We start from the raw sequence: 14,759 nt of genomic DNA, 5'->3' as shown, positions 1-14,759 counted from the left end.
TCTGCCAATCTGCCAATCTGCCAATCTGCCAATCTGCCAATCTGCCAATCTGCCAATCTGCCAATCTGCCAATCTGCCAATCTGCCAATCTGCCAGCATCGGCGATTATCGATCCTCGACGGCGACACCAACGATCGCGCTATCCTTCGAAAACGAGTTCGACTATCCTTCATTCAGGATTTATCTTCTTCACAACCCGCAAGATAGTTAACAGGAGTTTTTTCCATGACCAAAGGACCTGCACGCATCTGGATGCGTTTGCTGGTGCCGTTTATGGCGCTGTTTCTGGTGCTGCAGCTAACCGGCTGCGGTGATAAAGAAGCCGACCAACGCAAGGCGTTTATCGATTTCCTGCAAAATACGGTGATGCGCAGTGGGGAGCATCTGCCTTCGCTGAGCGAAGATCAGAAGCAGAAGTTCGGCAATTACGTCAGTGATTACGCCATTATCTACGGTTTTTCTCAGCAGGTGAACAAGGCGGTCGATTCCGGATTAAAACCCGTAGTCGATGAGCTTTCGGCCATTCGTACCCCGCAGGACTATCTGACCCGCCGTGATTCACTGCGCCAGGCCAGCGGTTCATTAGGCGTGCTGACTCAGCAGGTTCAGACGGCGAAAACGCAGGCGGATAGCAGTAAAGCCACGCTGAAGCAGCCGGAAGATCTGAAAACCGTCTATGACAATGTCTTTAATAAAGTGGTGACGCAGCCGGCGGACGCATTAATGCCTCTGCTGCCTACGCTACAAACGCTGAGCCAGGATGTGATCCAGGCCGGTGATTTCCTGCAGCAGCAGGGAACGCGCGTCAGCTTTAACGGCTCGGCGGTGCAGTTCCCAACCCAGGAGCAGGCATCCGCTTACAACACGTTAATGAGCAACCTGAGCATGAACGCTCAGGCACTTAATCAGGCGCAAGGCGTACTGAACAGCATTCAGTAATAGATGAGGTGGGGTAATCATCCCGTCCCGCTTAATTTTATTCTTCACGATATTAAAAAGGCCACACTGCTGTGGCCTTAATTTTTGAATCAGCTATAGAGCTTTATCCATGAATCTACGTTCTTTTCTCCGCCTTTACCACCACACAGGATATTGACAACTCTGATAGCCTCCTGGCGTAAGCCTGGATCCGTAGCCGTAATAACACGGTAATCCATGCCAAAATATTGCGGATCGTTTAGAGCATACTGCTTCGCGATTTCCCCTAGTGCGATTAAAGTCTCGCCTGCGTCTCTATAGTAGTTTGGATTGCTATTTCCTGCGCCGCTTACCTGTGAAGCTTCAACAATGGTTAGTTCACGAATGCTCATTTTATAAATCTCCATATTTATTAAATTCTATAAAAAACAGAATTCCTGCAGACTTATGATATCTTTGGTTAAGGAGTTTTAAATAATAAATTATCCATAATTCCATTTTATGTTTTTATAACATAAGTCTCTTTTTGGTATGTTTTGGATTAAAAACTATTGGTGTATGTGTTTGTTGTCTCATTAATTCAGGTGGGTTTTAAAAAGCATAATGCGAAGTTTTTTAATTATCCAGAAGTTATGAAATTAATAGAGGAACATGCTGCTAAATTTCAATCTATTAATTTTTACTAAAAAGCCACATTTCTGTGGCCTTCGATATTAGTGAGCTTTTACCAGAAGGGGTAGCTTACCAGTTACCATTCAGCCATTGGTCAACGGTTTCCTGGCCGCCAGCACCAACAGAATCAATGATGGTAATCATGGCCTTACGAATGCCTGGTTCTGTTGCAGCAATGACATGGCAATCCATACCGCGATATTTTGGATCGACTTGAGAATAAAGTTTTGCCACGTCTAACAGACGTTCAAAGCGAAGACCGAAAATTTCACTGTCTGAAATGCTGCCGCCGCTAATTTGCGAAAGTTCAGATTTATTTAATTCACGGATACTCATTTTTCTTTCTCCATTTTATGAAGTTATTCCCTATGTTGACACAATGCCAACGAAGTGATTTTACATTAAAAATATAATCTAAATTATAGTTTTTCATCCATAAGCAATGTTGATAAGTCAATTTTATTGATCGCTGGTGTTATGTGATGGTTAATTTAATTCGAGGTTTTAAGTGTGGTGGTAATATGTTTATTTTGGTTGGAATTTCATTGTGGTATATCATATTAACTATGATTTATAGCATTTTATTAAAATGGCAAGTGTTTGGGAGTTCAGCAAGGATATACGTGGGTTATTTTATTTTCATGATGTTAATAACAAACAGGCCACATTTCTGTAGCCCCTATTTTTTCTCATTCACGCCAGAAAAGTGAGCTTTACCAGCAGCCGTTTGCCCATGCGTTCGCTGTTTCTTTGCCACCGGCACCCAGGTCGTCAACAATCTTGATCAGTGCTCTGCGTACGCTTGGCTCAGTGGCAGCAACCATACGATAATCCATACCGCGATATCGTGGATCGACCTGGGAGTAAAGCTTAGCAACTTCCATTAATGACTGAAGATGTGTAGCAGTAGCTCGTTCTTCATGCATGCCCAAAACGCCACATCCAGCACCACTAACCTGTGAAAGTTCTGAAGTCGTTAGTTCACGAAAGCTCATTCAATAATCTCCCTGTTTATTTGAAATTTGCGTTGACTTAATGTTAGCGATTCAATTTTGAATTTGATTTGTTTGAATAGAATCATATCCATAATGAAATTAAACTCATATTTTTTAAAAAAAGTAATAGATGTTTCTCAGTGTGTGATATTTCCATACTAATGAATATATTATGCGCCCTGTGGCACTAATTAGATTATCAAAAAACGAAAGTGACATTGTTAGAGCAGGACTAGCGTTTTTCCTTTCAACCTTTTAACAGCATGATATTGCCGTTCGCGGTGTTGTTTGCGACAGGCCTGTACTGGTCGGTAGTGAGTTGAGTTTATTGAGCGGAACAAGGATTTTCGCGTAAAATTTATTGTGATCATCATCACGTTTTAGAAACAAACATGATGCTTGATTTTGTGATTTTCATCTCATTTTTCCACTGTTCAAGGCTTTTTTTTCAGCAGTGTATTTTTTTTAAACGCAAAAATTGTGATGAACATCACGAAAACACCCCCTTAAGCCCTTCATATATAGTGATCTACATCACATATTATTGTGCGACTACGCAGCGTCATATTCGCGTGATAGAGTCCGCTTGCATACAGTGATACTGACGGCTTTTTCGCCGTAACCGTCTTCAAACAACATCAGCGCGCTCTCTTAATGGTCAGCGCGTACCAATAAGAGGTGTGCTTTTATGTCCTCATCAGATATTAAGATCAAGGTTCAGAACTTTGGTCGCTTTCTGAGTAATATGGTAATGCCAAATATCGGGGCATTTATTGCCTGGGGTATTATCACCGCGCTGTTTATTCCAACCGGATGGCTGCCAAACGAAACGCTGGCCAAGCTGGTTGGTCCAATGATTACCTATCTGCTGCCATTGCTGATCGGTTATACCGGCGGACGTCTGGTCGGTGGCGATCGCGGTGGTGTGGTTGGTGCAATTACGACTATGGGCGTGATTGTGGGTGCCGATATGCCGATGTTCCTCGGCTCAATGATTGCTGGTCCGCTGGGCGGCTGGGCAATCAAAACCTTCGACCGTCAGGTTGATGGTAAAATTAAAAGCGGCTTCGAAATGCTGGTTAACAACTTCTCTGCCGGTATTATCGGCATGCTGTTGGCGATCCTGGCATTCCTGGCTATCGGTCCATTGGTTGAAGGCCTGTCGCATATCCTTGCCGCCGGCGTAAATCTGATGGTGCAGAACAACCTGCTGCCGCTGACCTCTATCTTTGTTGAACCGGCAAAAATCCTCTTCCTGAACAATGCGATTAACCACGGTATCTTCTCGCCGCTGGGTATCCAGCAGGCCAGCGAAGCCGGTAAGTCCATCTTCTTCCTGATTGAAGCGAACCCGGGCCCGGGCATGGGCGTGCTGATGGCCTACATGTTCTTCGGCCGTGGCAACGCGAAGCAGTCTGCCGGTGGCGCTGCGATTATCCATTTCCTGGGCGGTATCCATGAGATTTACTTCCCGTATGTGCTGATGAACCCACGTTTGATCCTTGCGGTTATTCTGGGCGGTATGACCGGCGTGTTTACCCTGACGCTGCTGAACGGCGGGCTGGTTTCACCGGCATCTCCGGGTTCTATCCTCGCCGTACTGGCGATGACGCCAAAAGGTGCCTACTTCGCGAACATCGCGGCCATTGTTGCGGCCTTCGCCGTTTCCTTTGTGGTTTCAGCCGTGCTGCTGAAAACCAGCAAGGTTAAAGAAGAAGACGACATCGAAGCGGCAACACGTCGTATGCAGGAAATGAAAGCCGAATCAAAAGGCCAGTCAGCAACTGTCGCCGGTGCCGATGCACTGCACTCTGATTTATCCCACGTGCGCAAAATCATTGTGGCCTGTGATGCCGGTATGGGTTCCAGCGCGATGGGTGCAGGCGTGCTGCGTAAGAAAGTTAACGATGCGGGTCTGGGTAATATTTCCGTGACTAACACGGCGATTAACAGTCTGCCGGGTGATGTTGACCTCGTGATCACTCACCGCGATCTGACCGAGCGTGCGATGCGCCAGGCACCTCACGCACAGCATATTTCACTGACTAACTTCCTCGACAGCGGCCTGTATAACGATCTGACCGCACGTCTGGTTGAAGCTAACCGCAGTGCCGAACATCGCGAGAAAGTGAGCACTACGCTCAGTGACAGTTTTGATGAGGGCCAGGAGCATCTGTTCAAGCTGACTGCCAGCAATGTCTTCCTTGGCAATCATGCCAGCGATAAAGAGCAGGCGATTCGCTTTGCCGGTGAACAGCTGGTAAAAGGCGGCTACGTCGAGCCGGAATACGTAGAAGCGATGCTGGAGCGTGAAAAACTGACGCCGACTTACCTGGGTGAATCGATTGCCGTACCGCATGGCACCATCGCTGCTAAAGACCGCGTGCTGAAAACCGGCGTGGTATTTTGCCAGTACCCGGAAGGCGTGCGTTTCGGTGAGGAAGAAGATGACATCGCTCGCCTCGTCATTGGTATTGCCGCCCGCAACAACGAGCATATCCAGGTGATTACCAGCCTGACCAATGCCCTTGACGATGACAGTGTGATTGCCCGACTGGCGACCACTACCAGCGTACAAGAAGTGTTGGATCTGCTGTCCGGTAAAACCAGCGCCTGATTCAGCGAGTGGTGATGTATTCCGTAAGGGCCGGGCATGCCCGGCCTTTTTTGGATCGATTCCTGAACAATTTAAGTGGGTAATATCATGAAAGCTTTACATTTTGGCGCGGGTAACATTGGCCGGGGATTTATCGGTAAACTGCTGGCCGACGCGGGTATTCAACTGACGTTCGCGGACGTGAATCAGGTGGTTCTGGACGCGATTAACGCACGCCATGAGTACCCGGTTCACGTGGTCGGTGAACAGGCACAGATTGAGATAGTAAAAGGTGTGAATGCAGTTAACAGCACCAGCGACGATATTGTCGATCTGGTGGCTGAGGTTGATATCGTTACCACGGCGGTTGGTCCACAGATCCTCGAGCGCATTGCTGGTGGCATCGCCAAAGGACTGGCCAAACGCAGTGATAACGCTAATACCCGTCCCCTGAATATTATTGCCTGCGAAAATATGGTTCGCGGTACCACACAGTTAAAAGGCCACGTACTGAAAGCGCTACCCGAGCAGTATCATGCCTGGGTTGAAGCGAACGTGGGGTTTGTGGATTCCGCCGTTGACCGTATCGTCCCGCCTTCTGAAGCCGGCAGCAGCGATCCGCTGGAAGTGACGGTTGAAACCTTTAGTGAATGGATTGTCGATCAAACCCAGTTTAAAGGAACACGGCCTGCGATCCCGGGTATGGAGCTGACCGACAACCTGATGGCATTTGTTGAACGTAAACTGTTCACGCTCAATACGGGGCATGCCATTACCGCCTATCTTGGACAGCTGGCGGGGCATAACACCATTCGCGAAGCGATTCTCGATCCACAGGTGCGTGCGGTAGTTAAAGGTGCAATGGAAGAAAGTGGTGCCGTACTGATTAAGCGTTACGGTTTTGAAGCGGATAAGCATGCGGCATATATTCAGAAAATCCTGGGTCGTTTTGAAAACCCATACCTGAAAGATGACGTTGAGCGGGTTGGCCGCCAGCCGCTGCGCAAACTCAGCGCCGGGGACCGCCTGATTAAGCCAACGCTAGGTACGCTGGAATATCAGCTTCCTCACGATAACCTGGTAACCGGGATTGCCGCCGCGCTGCGTTATCACAGTGAGCAGGACCCGCAGGCGCAGGAGCTGGCAGAGCTCCTCGCGAAGCAGGATGTCGCGACCACGCTGGCTCAGATCTCAGGTCTTGATGCCAAAAGTGATGTGGTTAAGGACGTAGTGAAAGCCTGGAGCGCTATGGCATAATGCCGGTGAACGCGCTCCTCAGGGACGAACAATCAGGGCACAGCTTTGCCGCTGTGCCCGCGCTGGCATTACTCTGCCCTATGATGAATGATATGCAGGCACTCATGGAACAACCTCAGGCTTTTGAAAACAGGGTGCTGGAGCGCCTTAACGCCGGACGATCGGTGAGAAGCTTTTTGATCGCTGCCGTCGAATTGCTGGCAGAGGCGATTAATATTCTGGTTATTCAGGTGTTCCGTAAAGATGACTATGCCGTAAAGTACGCGGTGGAGCCGCTGTTGCACGGCGATGGCCCGCTCGGCGAGCTATCCGTTCGTCTGAAGCTGATTTATGGTTTAGGGATGATTAATCGTAGTGAATATGAAGACTGTGAGCTGCTGATGGCGCTGCGTGAGGAGCTGAACCATGATGGCCACGAATACCGCTTCACCGACGATGAAATTCTGGGTCCTTTTGGTGAACTGCACTGCGTAACCCCTCTTCCTTCTCGCCCTGATTTCGCCATCGAAGATGCAGAACTACGCAACATGCAGCAGCTGCGCTATCAGCAGGTGGTGCGCTCAACCATGGTCCTGTCGCTTACCTCGTTGATTTCACTTATCAGCCAGAAACAGGCCTTCAAAAAGTAGCCTCTCTTTACCCGCTTTGCGCCGCTTTAGTGTATCCTTTTCAGCAATGAATCATTGCAACGGTTAATCGTTATGAAAGAACAAGTACAGTCAGAAATTAAAATCCTTAGTGACAAGCTGGATGCCCTTAACCACAAAGAAGCAGGCCTGCTGGCATCGGGCGACAGTGAGAAGCTGGGGGAGTTGCTGCATGAAAAAGACAAGCTGGCGGCTGAAATTGAGCGTCTGCGCACTGTGCGTTCAGAAAAGCTGAGTAAAGAAGCGCAACAACTTAAAAAGCTGCCTTTCAACCGCCCTATTACAAAGAAAGAGCAGGCGAATATGGGGGCGCTGAAAAAAAGCGTACGTGGCCTGATTGTTGTGCATCCGACCACTGCTTTGGGCCGTGAAATGGGCCTTAAAGAGATGACCGGATTCGCTAAGTCTGAATTTTAAGAACATTGCCCGGACAGAGTTCCGGGTTTTTTTATATCATCGTCATTAATTTTTTTATATAAAAAACAATTGGTTGATGAAATTAAGATTCCTTAAATACCTTCATAAATTCTTACCTTTTGTGTCCCCGCATCAAAAAACTTCGTCCGGCGGTTTATTTTTTCTCAAAACCAGTGTCATTATCTGTTGAAGTGGTTTCGCATAGTACTAAATCCTGCGCATTGGCACTTGGATAGTTAAAAAATATCGCTAATTAAAACCAGAAAAGAGACTAAGCCCGCAATTATTATTTCGATTTTAAAGTTCCAGAGATATATATCGAATTCTGGGGAATGTTTTTTTTCTCTTCAAATGAAGAACAAGATTTGCAATAATTATTTTCAACGAGCAACCATCGGTAGCTATTTCTCCGTGGCTACAGATGTCATGTAATATTAGTCATGATTAGGTTCGTTAAATATTGTTTCTGAAAAAATTCAGTACAAAAAGCTTTTTGCATTCTTGAAAACGGACAAAAAGATATTTTCATATCAATAAAGGAATAGTGTAATGGAACTGAAAAAAATTGTACTTGGCGTTGCTTTAGCTATGGGTGTTGCTACTTTTGCTCAGGCTGCTGAAGAGCCAGTAGCTCCAACCGATCAGGGTAGCGGTAGCGTAACCTTCAAAGGTTCTATTATTGATGCGCCTTGCTCTATCGTTGGTAATAAAGATCAGACTGTTGAAATGGGTCAGATTTCTAACTCAGCTCTGGCTAACGGCGGTACTTCAATCCCTGCTGATTTTAAAATTGAACTGGCAAACTGTAATCTGGCAGACAAATATAAAACTGTCAGCGTTACCTTTACCGGTGCCGAAGGTAAAATTGAAAACTCCCTGGGCATGAGCAAAGCAACTGGCGCCAGCATCATCATGCAAGACGGTGCGAGTAACAAAATCAAGCTGGGTACTCCTACCGCACTGCAGACTCTGGCAAACGGTTCTAACACCCTGTCCTTCTCTGCCTACGTACAGGGCAACCCGGGTGAAACCGTTCAGCTGGGCCAGTTCGATAGCACCGCTAGCTTCACCCTTGCTTATCAGTAATATTCATTATTGATGAAGAGTACATGTGGGGGCTAACTCCACATGTACTGATTTCATTTGCCATTGTTGGATTTCCTCTATGTTCAAGAAAATAAGCCTTTTAGTTTTATTGTTGAACATGAGTGCTGTCAGTCAGGCCTGGTCCTCTGATATGGGTTCTGGACACGTAAAGATGGCTGGTAGCATCATTGATACGGCCTGCGCAATTGATATCAACAGTATCGACCAGACACTTGATATGGGCGTAGTACCGATTGGCCGAATTATTCGAGATGGTCATAGCATAAAAAAAAGTATCACTGTAAATCTGGTAAAATGCGTTTTAAATAAAAATGATGAAAATTTAACGCAGTGGAAATATTTTACCATAACGTTCGATGGTATGAATGATGAGGGATTATTTACCGTCGAGGGTGATGCAAAAGGTATTGCATTAAGAATTATTGACAGCGATGGAAATGTTGCAAAGCCAGGAGTGCCACTTCCTTCTGGAGAGCTTGAATCAGGAGAGATGTCACTTAACTATTCTATTCAGCTTGTGAGCAACCATAAAGCACTGCACGCTGGTGAGTACAATTCCATAATTAAATATAAAATGGATTACTACTAAGCCGCGTTATCTTTTTGATTCATTAATCCTTTGCTGAGATGAATATTCGGCATGGCGCAGAACCATTGATGTAAATGACTCTATGGCGCTTGAATGGAATAAAAAAAGGTCAGGGAATGATGACGCCATATTATGTTAGGTCTTTTTCTACACGCCCGCATATTCTGGGATTAATTATTAGTTGTATCATCAGCGGTGCTGTCTTTCCCGCTAGCTCCCAGGACTTCAATTTTAACGTCGATGTACTCGATGTTAACGATCGTAAAAATATCGACCTCAATCAGTTTTCCCGCGCTGGTTTCGTTATGCCGGGTGACTACATCATGTCCGTCAATATTAACAAACAGCAGCTGAGAGAACAGCCGATCAGCTTTTTCGCTCCGGATAACGATCCTAAAGGCAGTGACGCCTGTATTACACCGGAGCTGGTTGAGCAAATTGGTCTGAAGCCACAAATGAAGGAAAAGCTAAGCTGGTGGCACAACGGTGAGTGTCTGGTTGCTGACAGTCTGAAAGGGACGGTGGTTAAAAGCGATCTGTCCGCATCGACAGTTTATCTGAGCATTCCACAGGCCTATCTGGAGTATACCTCCGATGACTGGGACCCTCCATCGCGCTGGGACAATGGTATTCCGGGGCTGCTGTTCGACTATAACGTTAACGCCCAGGGGCAGCGCCAGAGTAAGAGTGGAGATAAGAGTTATGATGTTAGTGGCAACGGTACCGTTGGCGCCAACTTTGACGTATGGCGTTTTCGTGCCGACTGGCAAAGTCGCTACAATCATCAGTCAGGTAATGAATCATCTAATAAGGTGACCTGGGACTGGAGTCGTTATTACGCCTACAGGGCGATTGCTCGTCTTGGCGCAAAACTTACCCTGGGTGAGAACTACCTCAACTCTGATATCTTTGACAGTTTCCGTTTTACCGGTGTTACGTTGGCAACTGATGATGGCATGCTGCCGCCGAATCTACGTGGCTATGCGCCAGAAGTGACCGGCGTGGCTAAAACCAACGCAAAAGTCATTATCAGCCAGCAGGGACGTGTATTACAGCAGACTCAGGTGGCATCGGGCCCATTCCGTATTCAGGATATTAACGATGCGGTTACCGGTAAATTAGATGTGCGCGTAGAAGAGCAGGACGGAAGCGTGCAGGAATTTTCGATCAATACGGCGAACATTCCTTATCTTACCCGTCCGGGAACGATACGTTATAAAATTGCATCCGGTCGCCCAACAGACTGGCGGCATCATGCTAGCGGACCGATGTTTGGCTCTGGGGAGTTTTCCTGGGGTATTAATAACGGCTGGTCGTTATATGGCGGTGGTGTATCCGATGGCAGATATAACGCCCTTGCTCTGGGTATCGGTCGTGACCTGTTGTTCCTGGGTGCGCTGTCATTTGACGCAACGCAATCCCGGACAAAACTACCCCATAGTGATGAGACATACTCAGGCGGTTCATATCGGTTGAGCTATTCGAAGCGCTTTGATGACTATGACAACCAGGTGACCTTTGCGGGATATCGCTTCTCGCAGAAAAACTACATGAGCATGAGTGAGTATCTCGATGCCAGAATAACCGGTGTGCGTACGCAAAACAGTAAAGAGATGTATACCATCTCCTTTAACCAGCAGTTCCGTGAGGCTGGTCTTAGTGCGTATCTTAATTATAATCATCAGACATATTGGGACAGGCCGGACAACGATCGCTACGACGTTACGGTGGCAAGTTATTTTGACTTAGGACGCTTAAAAAACTTAAGCCTGTCATTAACTGCTTTCCGTAATAAATATAACGGGCATACTGATGACGGAATGTACTTGTCGCTTTCATTGCCTATCGGCACCGATGCCAGCCTGAGCTATAACGGCAGCTGGGGTCGTTCTGATAGTACAAATAAAGCGAGCTATTACAAACGGGTTGATGAACACAACAACTATCAGGTCAGTAGTGGATTGTCACACAGTAAAGCGCTGGCAAGTGGTTATTATTCTCATGAAGGTGATATTGCCCAGGTTGATGCTAATGCCACTTATCAGGAAGGAGAATACAGCTCGGTCGGATTGAGTGTGCAGGGTGGGGCAACCGCAACGCTGAAAGGTGCTGCATTGCACAGAACCAGTATTATTGGCGGAACCCGAATCCTGTTGGATACCGATGGTGTGGCGGGTGTGCCAGTCAGTGGTTATGGTTCAACTACCTCGTCTAACCGTTTCGGCAAAGTTGTATTAGCTGACGTAAGTAATTATTACCGAAATAAACTCAGCATTGATCTGAATAAGTTGCCAGAAAATGCTGAAGCTATTCGTTCCGTAACTCAGGCGACCCTGACTGAAGGCGCAATTGGTTATCGTAAATTTGAAGTTATTTCTGGAAAAAAAGCGATGGCGGTCCTCCGTCTGGCAGATGGGTCCACACCACCGTTTGGTGCTACCGTCAGAAATAGCAAAAATCAGAGCGTCGGGATTGTTAATGACGGCGGTAGCGTATATCTGTCCGGTATTAAAGCAGGTGAAACAATGAAAGTATTCTGGGATGGCAAAGAACAATGTGAATTGCCACTGCCTAAGAATCTGTTAATCAGCGAAGAGACAAATTTACTGTTGCCATGCCACCTCGTGGCTGTTAACAAAAAATAGATGAGATGAAAAAATGAAACAAAAAGTTATTCTCGGGCTGGTACTGGCCCCACTGATGATTCAGTCAGCATTTGCGGCTATCGCATTAGATCGTACCCGCATTGTGTTTGACGGTAGCCAAAAATCGGTGAGTTTAAGCGTCAGTAACGAAAATAAACAGCTGCCCTATCTGGCTCAGGCCTGGCTTGAAGATGAGAAAGGCAACAAAGTATCTTCACCTTTAACCGTATTACCACCGGTACAGCGCATTGAGCCTGGTGCTCAAAGCCAGGTTAGAGTTCAGTCGGTAGGCGCAGATAAGAGTCTGCCCCAGGATCGCGAATCGCTCTTCTATTTTAACCTGAGGGAGATCCCACCTCGCAGCGATAAGCCTAATACGCTTCAAATCGCGCTGCAAACGCGTGTAAAACTCTTTTACCGCCCTGCTGCACTGATGACCGAGGGCAACAGCACGCCGTGGCAGGAAAAGATTACCCTGACTCGCCAGGGAGATCGTTATGTTGTTAATAATCCGACGCCATACTATGTCACCCTCGTTGATGCCAGTAGCAGCGTGAAGGGACCGTCAGCAAAAGACTTTGAAGCGGTAATGATTGCGCCAAACGGCCAGGCCCCGATTAAATCCGGCGCCGCCGCATTAGGCGATAGTCCGGTATTAACTTATATCAATGACTACGGTGGACGCCCTCAGCTGAAATTTACCTGTAGCGGCACGAACTGCAAGGCGACACCGGTTAAATCTAAATAACGGATATACAGAATAAACTGCGGGATAAGGAAATCAGGTATGCAAAAACAACAGGGAAAAAAGAATTGCAGCCCGCTGATGCAGAATGAACAACCCTCTCATTCAATCAGGTTTGTCGTTGCAACTGCGATTCTTGCTGTATGTACTTTATATCATCCTGCCCTCCTGGCCGCGGATAACTGGGAGGTAGACGGGGCGCACGGTGAAATACATGTTCACGGTTCGCTGACGGAAAGTGCCTGCCGTTTGGCTACCAGTTCCGCCTGGCAAGATATCTCTATGGGTAATATAGGAACTGCGCAGCTGCGCCACATTGGCGAACGTGGTAAAGCAGTGAGGTTTGAAATAAAACTCGAGGATTGTGCTTCTTCTGCCTCAAGAATGAGCGATAGCTTTACAGGCAACGTCACCTGGAGCAACAGGCAACCCTCCGTTTCCATTAGCTTTAAGGCGCCTCTGGACCCCGATAATCCGGAGCTGATTCAGGTCAGCGGAGCTAGCGGGCTGGCGTTGCGGCTTACGGATATGCTAGGAAGAGATGTCCGTGTTGGGGGCCATGCTACTCCTCTTCAGCTAACACCAGGGAATAATCAGTTAGTCTATATCATTGCCCCCGAACGTACTCGTGCAAGCTTAGTCGCCGGAAACTGGTGGTCACTGATCAATGTTGGACTGGATTACCAATAATCAGATAACAAGGAAAGTAAAAATGAAATTATTGAAAAATGGCACGGCACTCGCACTGGCTCTTTTATTCTGCAATCAGGTAAATGCTGCAGATAATTTGAAATTTACCGGGACGCTAGTTATTCCACCGCAATGTACTATTGGTGTAGATGATACGGGTTCGCAGATCGTTGTCGCATTTCCTGGTCGTATGCCGATCAGTAAAATCGATGGGGTTAATTTTATGCAACCGGTTCCTTACAATCTAAAATGCGGGAGCGGAACACCGGGTCTGGACCTACAGTTAACGCTGGTTGGTACGGGTTCTTATGGTGATGGTGTTATTAAAACAAACCTGGGCGATCTCGGGATTCAAATTTACTATGGTAGCGGTGGATCGAAAACTAAATTTAGCCTGAACAAGCCTATTGCTATTAACTATAACAGTCAGCCGGAAATATGGGCCGTTCCTGTGAATAAACCCGGAGGAACATTAACGGATGGTAATTTTGAAGCAACGGCTACATTAAAGGCTGAATACCACTAACTGGAGCAGGCTGGATGAAAAGACATCTCAGATTTAGCCGATCGTTTTTATATACCAGCCTGCTGATGACAGCCTTAGCAGCTGGCTCATCTGCATATGCAGCTGAGGATAATAGCGGTGCAGATAATCTGCGTTTCTCGGGACAGTTAGTTGCTCAACCCTGCATTATCGATGAGGGTAATGAATCGCGTGAACTTAATTTCAATTCTGTTATCGAAAAGTCACTTTATGTTTATGGGCGATCATATTCTCGCCCATTCAGTTTATTGCTTTCGGAGTGCGATTTAAGCGTAGGCAAGAATGTAAGAATATCTTTCGATGGACAGAGAAGCCTTGCACTGCCTGACCTCCTTGCGATAACGGAGGGAGGGAAAACATCAGGCATTGCGGTTGGGCTTGAAACGGCTGATGGTTCACCTCTTGCGCTCGGTAAAAAGACTTCAGATTATCAACTGAAAGCAGGGAGCAATGAAATTTTCTTTCAGGCTTACATTCAGGCCGAGCCGGAGGCTTTGACCAAAAAAAACATTGTCTTAGGGCCGTTTACCGCTGTTGCAACATTCTATCTTGAGTATGAGTGAATCAACGACTCAATGATTTTGGTAATCGAACGGTTATAAAGAAATAAAATCTCTCCGGCATCGGTTACTCTTTCTAAGCTGCGTGTTGGCTGAGCGTCTTGACATTAATTTTTAAAAACATTAAAAAGACGCTCAGCAACACCTTCCTTTTTTAATTTTGATTTTTCCAGTTAAAACAGCATGTTTTACTCTGTGTCGGCAGATGATTTCTTGCTTAAAAATATGTCATTAAGTAAGAAATTAAACATCGCCATTAAAATAAAAATTAATAGCTTGCGACGATCTAAACCATCAACAAATAATGCGCGATATAATATATCGCAATTTATGTATTAATGACGCCTTGCTTTTTTTATTAAATTCTCTGGGATACA

The 14,759-nt window shown here is 46.5% G+C and carries 16 protein-coding genes; 13 read left to right on the top strand and 3 right to left on the bottom strand.

What is annotated here, in order from left to right; all coding sequences use genetic code 11:
* Together JOE09_RS22830 and JOE09_RS22825 are read left to right on the top strand one after the other, a co-directional pair.
* Positions 1–211: hypothetical protein (locus JOE09_RS22830; RefSeq protein WP_205067447.1), on the top strand; the 211-nt coding region annotated here is incomplete at its 5' end.
* Positions 212–225: 14 nt separating this feature from the next.
* Entirely contained in the window at positions 226–939 is a 714-nt protein-coding gene (locus JOE09_RS22825; protein WP_205067446.1) for a DUF3053 domain-containing protein, read from the top strand.
* Between the two features lie 89 nt (positions 940–1,028).
* Here the strand turns inward: JOE09_RS22825 and JOE09_RS22820 are convergent, their stop codons facing one another.
* From JOE09_RS22820 to JOE09_RS22810, 3 genes are all read right to left on the bottom strand, one after another.
* Positions 1,029–1,310 carry a hypothetical protein gene (locus JOE09_RS22820; protein WP_205067445.1) on the bottom strand — a complete coding sequence of 94 codons (282 nt, stop codon included), beginning with the start codon at positions 1,308–1,310 and terminating at the stop codon, positions 1,029–1,031.
* A gap of 349 nt (positions 1,311–1,659) precedes the next feature.
* The gene (locus JOE09_RS22815; RefSeq protein WP_105593653.1) at positions 1,660–1,926 is read right to left on the bottom strand and encodes a bacteriocin; all 267 of its coding nucleotides are present in this window, start codon (positions 1,924–1,926) and stop codon (positions 1,660–1,662) included.
* Between the two features lie 377 nt (positions 1,927–2,303).
* Entirely contained in the window at positions 2,304–2,585 is a 282-nt protein-coding gene (locus JOE09_RS22810) for a hypothetical protein (protein WP_146114149.1), read from the bottom strand.
* A gap of 688 nt (positions 2,586–3,273) precedes the next feature.
* Between JOE09_RS22810 and JOE09_RS22805 the strand changes: the two genes are divergently transcribed.
* The 11 genes from JOE09_RS22805 to JOE09_RS22755 all read left to right on the top strand — a co-directional run bounded on the left by JOE09_RS22805 (position 3,274) and on the right by JOE09_RS22755 (position 14,385).
* Positions 3,274–5,202, top strand: coding sequence for a PTS mannitol transporter subunit IICBA (locus JOE09_RS22805; RefSeq protein WP_205067444.1), 1,929 nt, complete (start codon positions 3,274–3,276; stop codon positions 5,200–5,202).
* 87 nt (positions 5,203–5,289) lie between these two features.
* Entirely contained in the window at positions 5,290–6,438 is a 1,149-nt protein-coding gene (gene mtlD / locus JOE09_RS22800; RefSeq protein WP_205067443.1) for a mannitol-1-phosphate 5-dehydrogenase, read from the top strand.
* An 80-nt stretch (positions 6,439–6,518) separates the two neighbouring features.
* Positions 6,519–7,067: a mannitol operon repressor MtlR gene (mtlR, locus tag JOE09_RS22795; protein WP_205067442.1), complete on the top strand. Its 549-nt coding sequence runs from the start codon at positions 6,519–6,521 to the stop codon at positions 7,065–7,067.
* 72 nt (positions 7,068–7,139) lie between these two features.
* Positions 7,140–7,502 (top strand): YibL family ribosome-associated protein, encoded by a 363-nt coding sequence (locus tag JOE09_RS22790; protein ID WP_205067441.1) that lies wholly within the window; start codon positions 7,140–7,142, stop codon positions 7,500–7,502.
* Between the two features lie 549 nt (positions 7,503–8,051).
* Complete coding sequence (locus tag JOE09_RS22785; RefSeq protein WP_105593649.1) at positions 8,052–8,588, top strand: fimbrial protein; 537 nt, start codon at positions 8,052–8,054, stop codon at positions 8,586–8,588.
* 79 nt (positions 8,589–8,667) lie between these two features.
* Positions 8,668–9,198 (top strand): fimbrial protein, encoded by a 531-nt coding sequence (locus JOE09_RS22780; protein WP_146114148.1) that lies wholly within the window; start codon positions 8,668–8,670, stop codon positions 9,196–9,198.
* Positions 9,199–9,317: 119 nt separating this feature from the next.
* Positions 9,318–11,843 (top strand): outer membrane usher protein, encoded by a 2,526-nt coding sequence (locus tag JOE09_RS22775; protein ID WP_205067456.1) that lies wholly within the window; start codon positions 9,318–9,320, stop codon positions 11,841–11,843.
* A 13-nt stretch (positions 11,844–11,856) separates the two neighbouring features.
* Positions 11,857–12,591 (top strand): fimbria/pilus periplasmic chaperone, encoded by a 735-nt coding sequence (locus tag JOE09_RS22770; RefSeq protein WP_205067440.1) that lies wholly within the window; start codon positions 11,857–11,859, stop codon positions 12,589–12,591.
* Positions 12,592–12,630: 39 nt separating this feature from the next.
* The gene (locus tag JOE09_RS22765) at positions 12,631–13,278 is read left to right on the top strand and encodes a fimbrial protein (RefSeq protein WP_239553260.1); all 648 of its coding nucleotides are present in this window, start codon (positions 12,631–12,633) and stop codon (positions 13,276–13,278) included.
* Positions 13,279–13,300: 22 nt separating this feature from the next.
* Complete coding sequence (locus tag JOE09_RS22760; RefSeq protein ID WP_205067439.1) at positions 13,301–13,804, top strand: fimbrial protein; 504 nt, start codon at positions 13,301–13,303, stop codon at positions 13,802–13,804.
* Between the two features lie 14 nt (positions 13,805–13,818).
* Positions 13,819–14,385, top strand: coding sequence for a fimbrial protein (locus tag JOE09_RS22755; RefSeq protein WP_205067438.1), 567 nt, complete (start codon positions 13,819–13,821; stop codon positions 14,383–14,385).
* Positions 14,386–14,759: the final 374 nt, after the last annotated feature.

Source organism: Pantoea coffeiphila, assembly GCF_016909495.1.
Lineage (GTDB): Bacteria > Pseudomonadota > Gammaproteobacteria > Enterobacterales > Enterobacteriaceae > Erwinia > Erwinia coffeiphila.
The sequence above is the reverse complement of the archived record's forward strand: the minus strand, read 5'-3'. Positions and strand labels throughout refer to the sequence as shown.

What these genes read in the sequence shown, in the direction of transcription:
- JOE09_RS22825 (WP_205067446.1), top strand. Translation starts at nt 226, where the DNA reads ATGACCAAAGGACCTGCACGCATCTGGATGCGTTTGCTGGTGCCGTTT.
- JOE09_RS22820 (WP_205067445.1), bottom strand. Translation starts at nt 1,310, where the DNA reads ATGAGCATTCGTGAACTAACCATTGTTGAAGCTTCACAGGTAAGCGGC.
- JOE09_RS22815 (WP_105593653.1), bottom strand. Translation starts at nt 1,926, where the DNA reads ATGAGTATCCGTGAATTAAATAAATCTGAACTTTCGCAAATTAGCGGC.
- JOE09_RS22810 (WP_146114149.1), bottom strand. Translation starts at nt 2,585, where the DNA reads ATGAGCTTTCGTGAACTAACGACTTCAGAACTTTCACAGGTTAGTGGT.
- JOE09_RS22805 (WP_205067444.1), top strand. Translation starts at nt 3,274, where the DNA reads ATGTCCTCATCAGATATTAAGATCAAGGTTCAGAACTTTGGTCGCTTT.
- mtlD (WP_205067443.1), top strand. Translation starts at nt 5,290, where the DNA reads ATGAAAGCTTTACATTTTGGCGCGGGTAACATTGGCCGGGGATTTATC.
- mtlR (WP_205067442.1), top strand. Translation starts at nt 6,519, where the DNA reads ATGATGAATGATATGCAGGCACTCATGGAACAACCTCAGGCTTTTGAA.
- JOE09_RS22790 (WP_205067441.1), top strand. Translation starts at nt 7,140, where the DNA reads ATGAAAGAACAAGTACAGTCAGAAATTAAAATCCTTAGTGACAAGCTG.
- JOE09_RS22785 (WP_105593649.1), top strand. Translation starts at nt 8,052, where the DNA reads ATGGAACTGAAAAAAATTGTACTTGGCGTTGCTTTAGCTATGGGTGTT.
- JOE09_RS22780 (WP_146114148.1), top strand. Translation starts at nt 8,668, where the DNA reads ATGTTCAAGAAAATAAGCCTTTTAGTTTTATTGTTGAACATGAGTGCT.
- JOE09_RS22775 (WP_205067456.1), top strand. Translation starts at nt 9,318, where the DNA reads ATGACGCCATATTATGTTAGGTCTTTTTCTACACGCCCGCATATTCTG.
- JOE09_RS22770 (WP_205067440.1), top strand. Translation starts at nt 11,857, where the DNA reads ATGAAACAAAAAGTTATTCTCGGGCTGGTACTGGCCCCACTGATGATT.
- JOE09_RS22765 (WP_239553260.1), top strand. Translation starts at nt 12,631, where the DNA reads ATGCAAAAACAACAGGGAAAAAAGAATTGCAGCCCGCTGATGCAGAAT.
- JOE09_RS22760 (WP_205067439.1), top strand. Translation starts at nt 13,301, where the DNA reads ATGAAATTATTGAAAAATGGCACGGCACTCGCACTGGCTCTTTTATTC.
- JOE09_RS22755 (WP_205067438.1), top strand. Translation starts at nt 13,819, where the DNA reads ATGAAAAGACATCTCAGATTTAGCCGATCGTTTTTATATACCAGCCTG.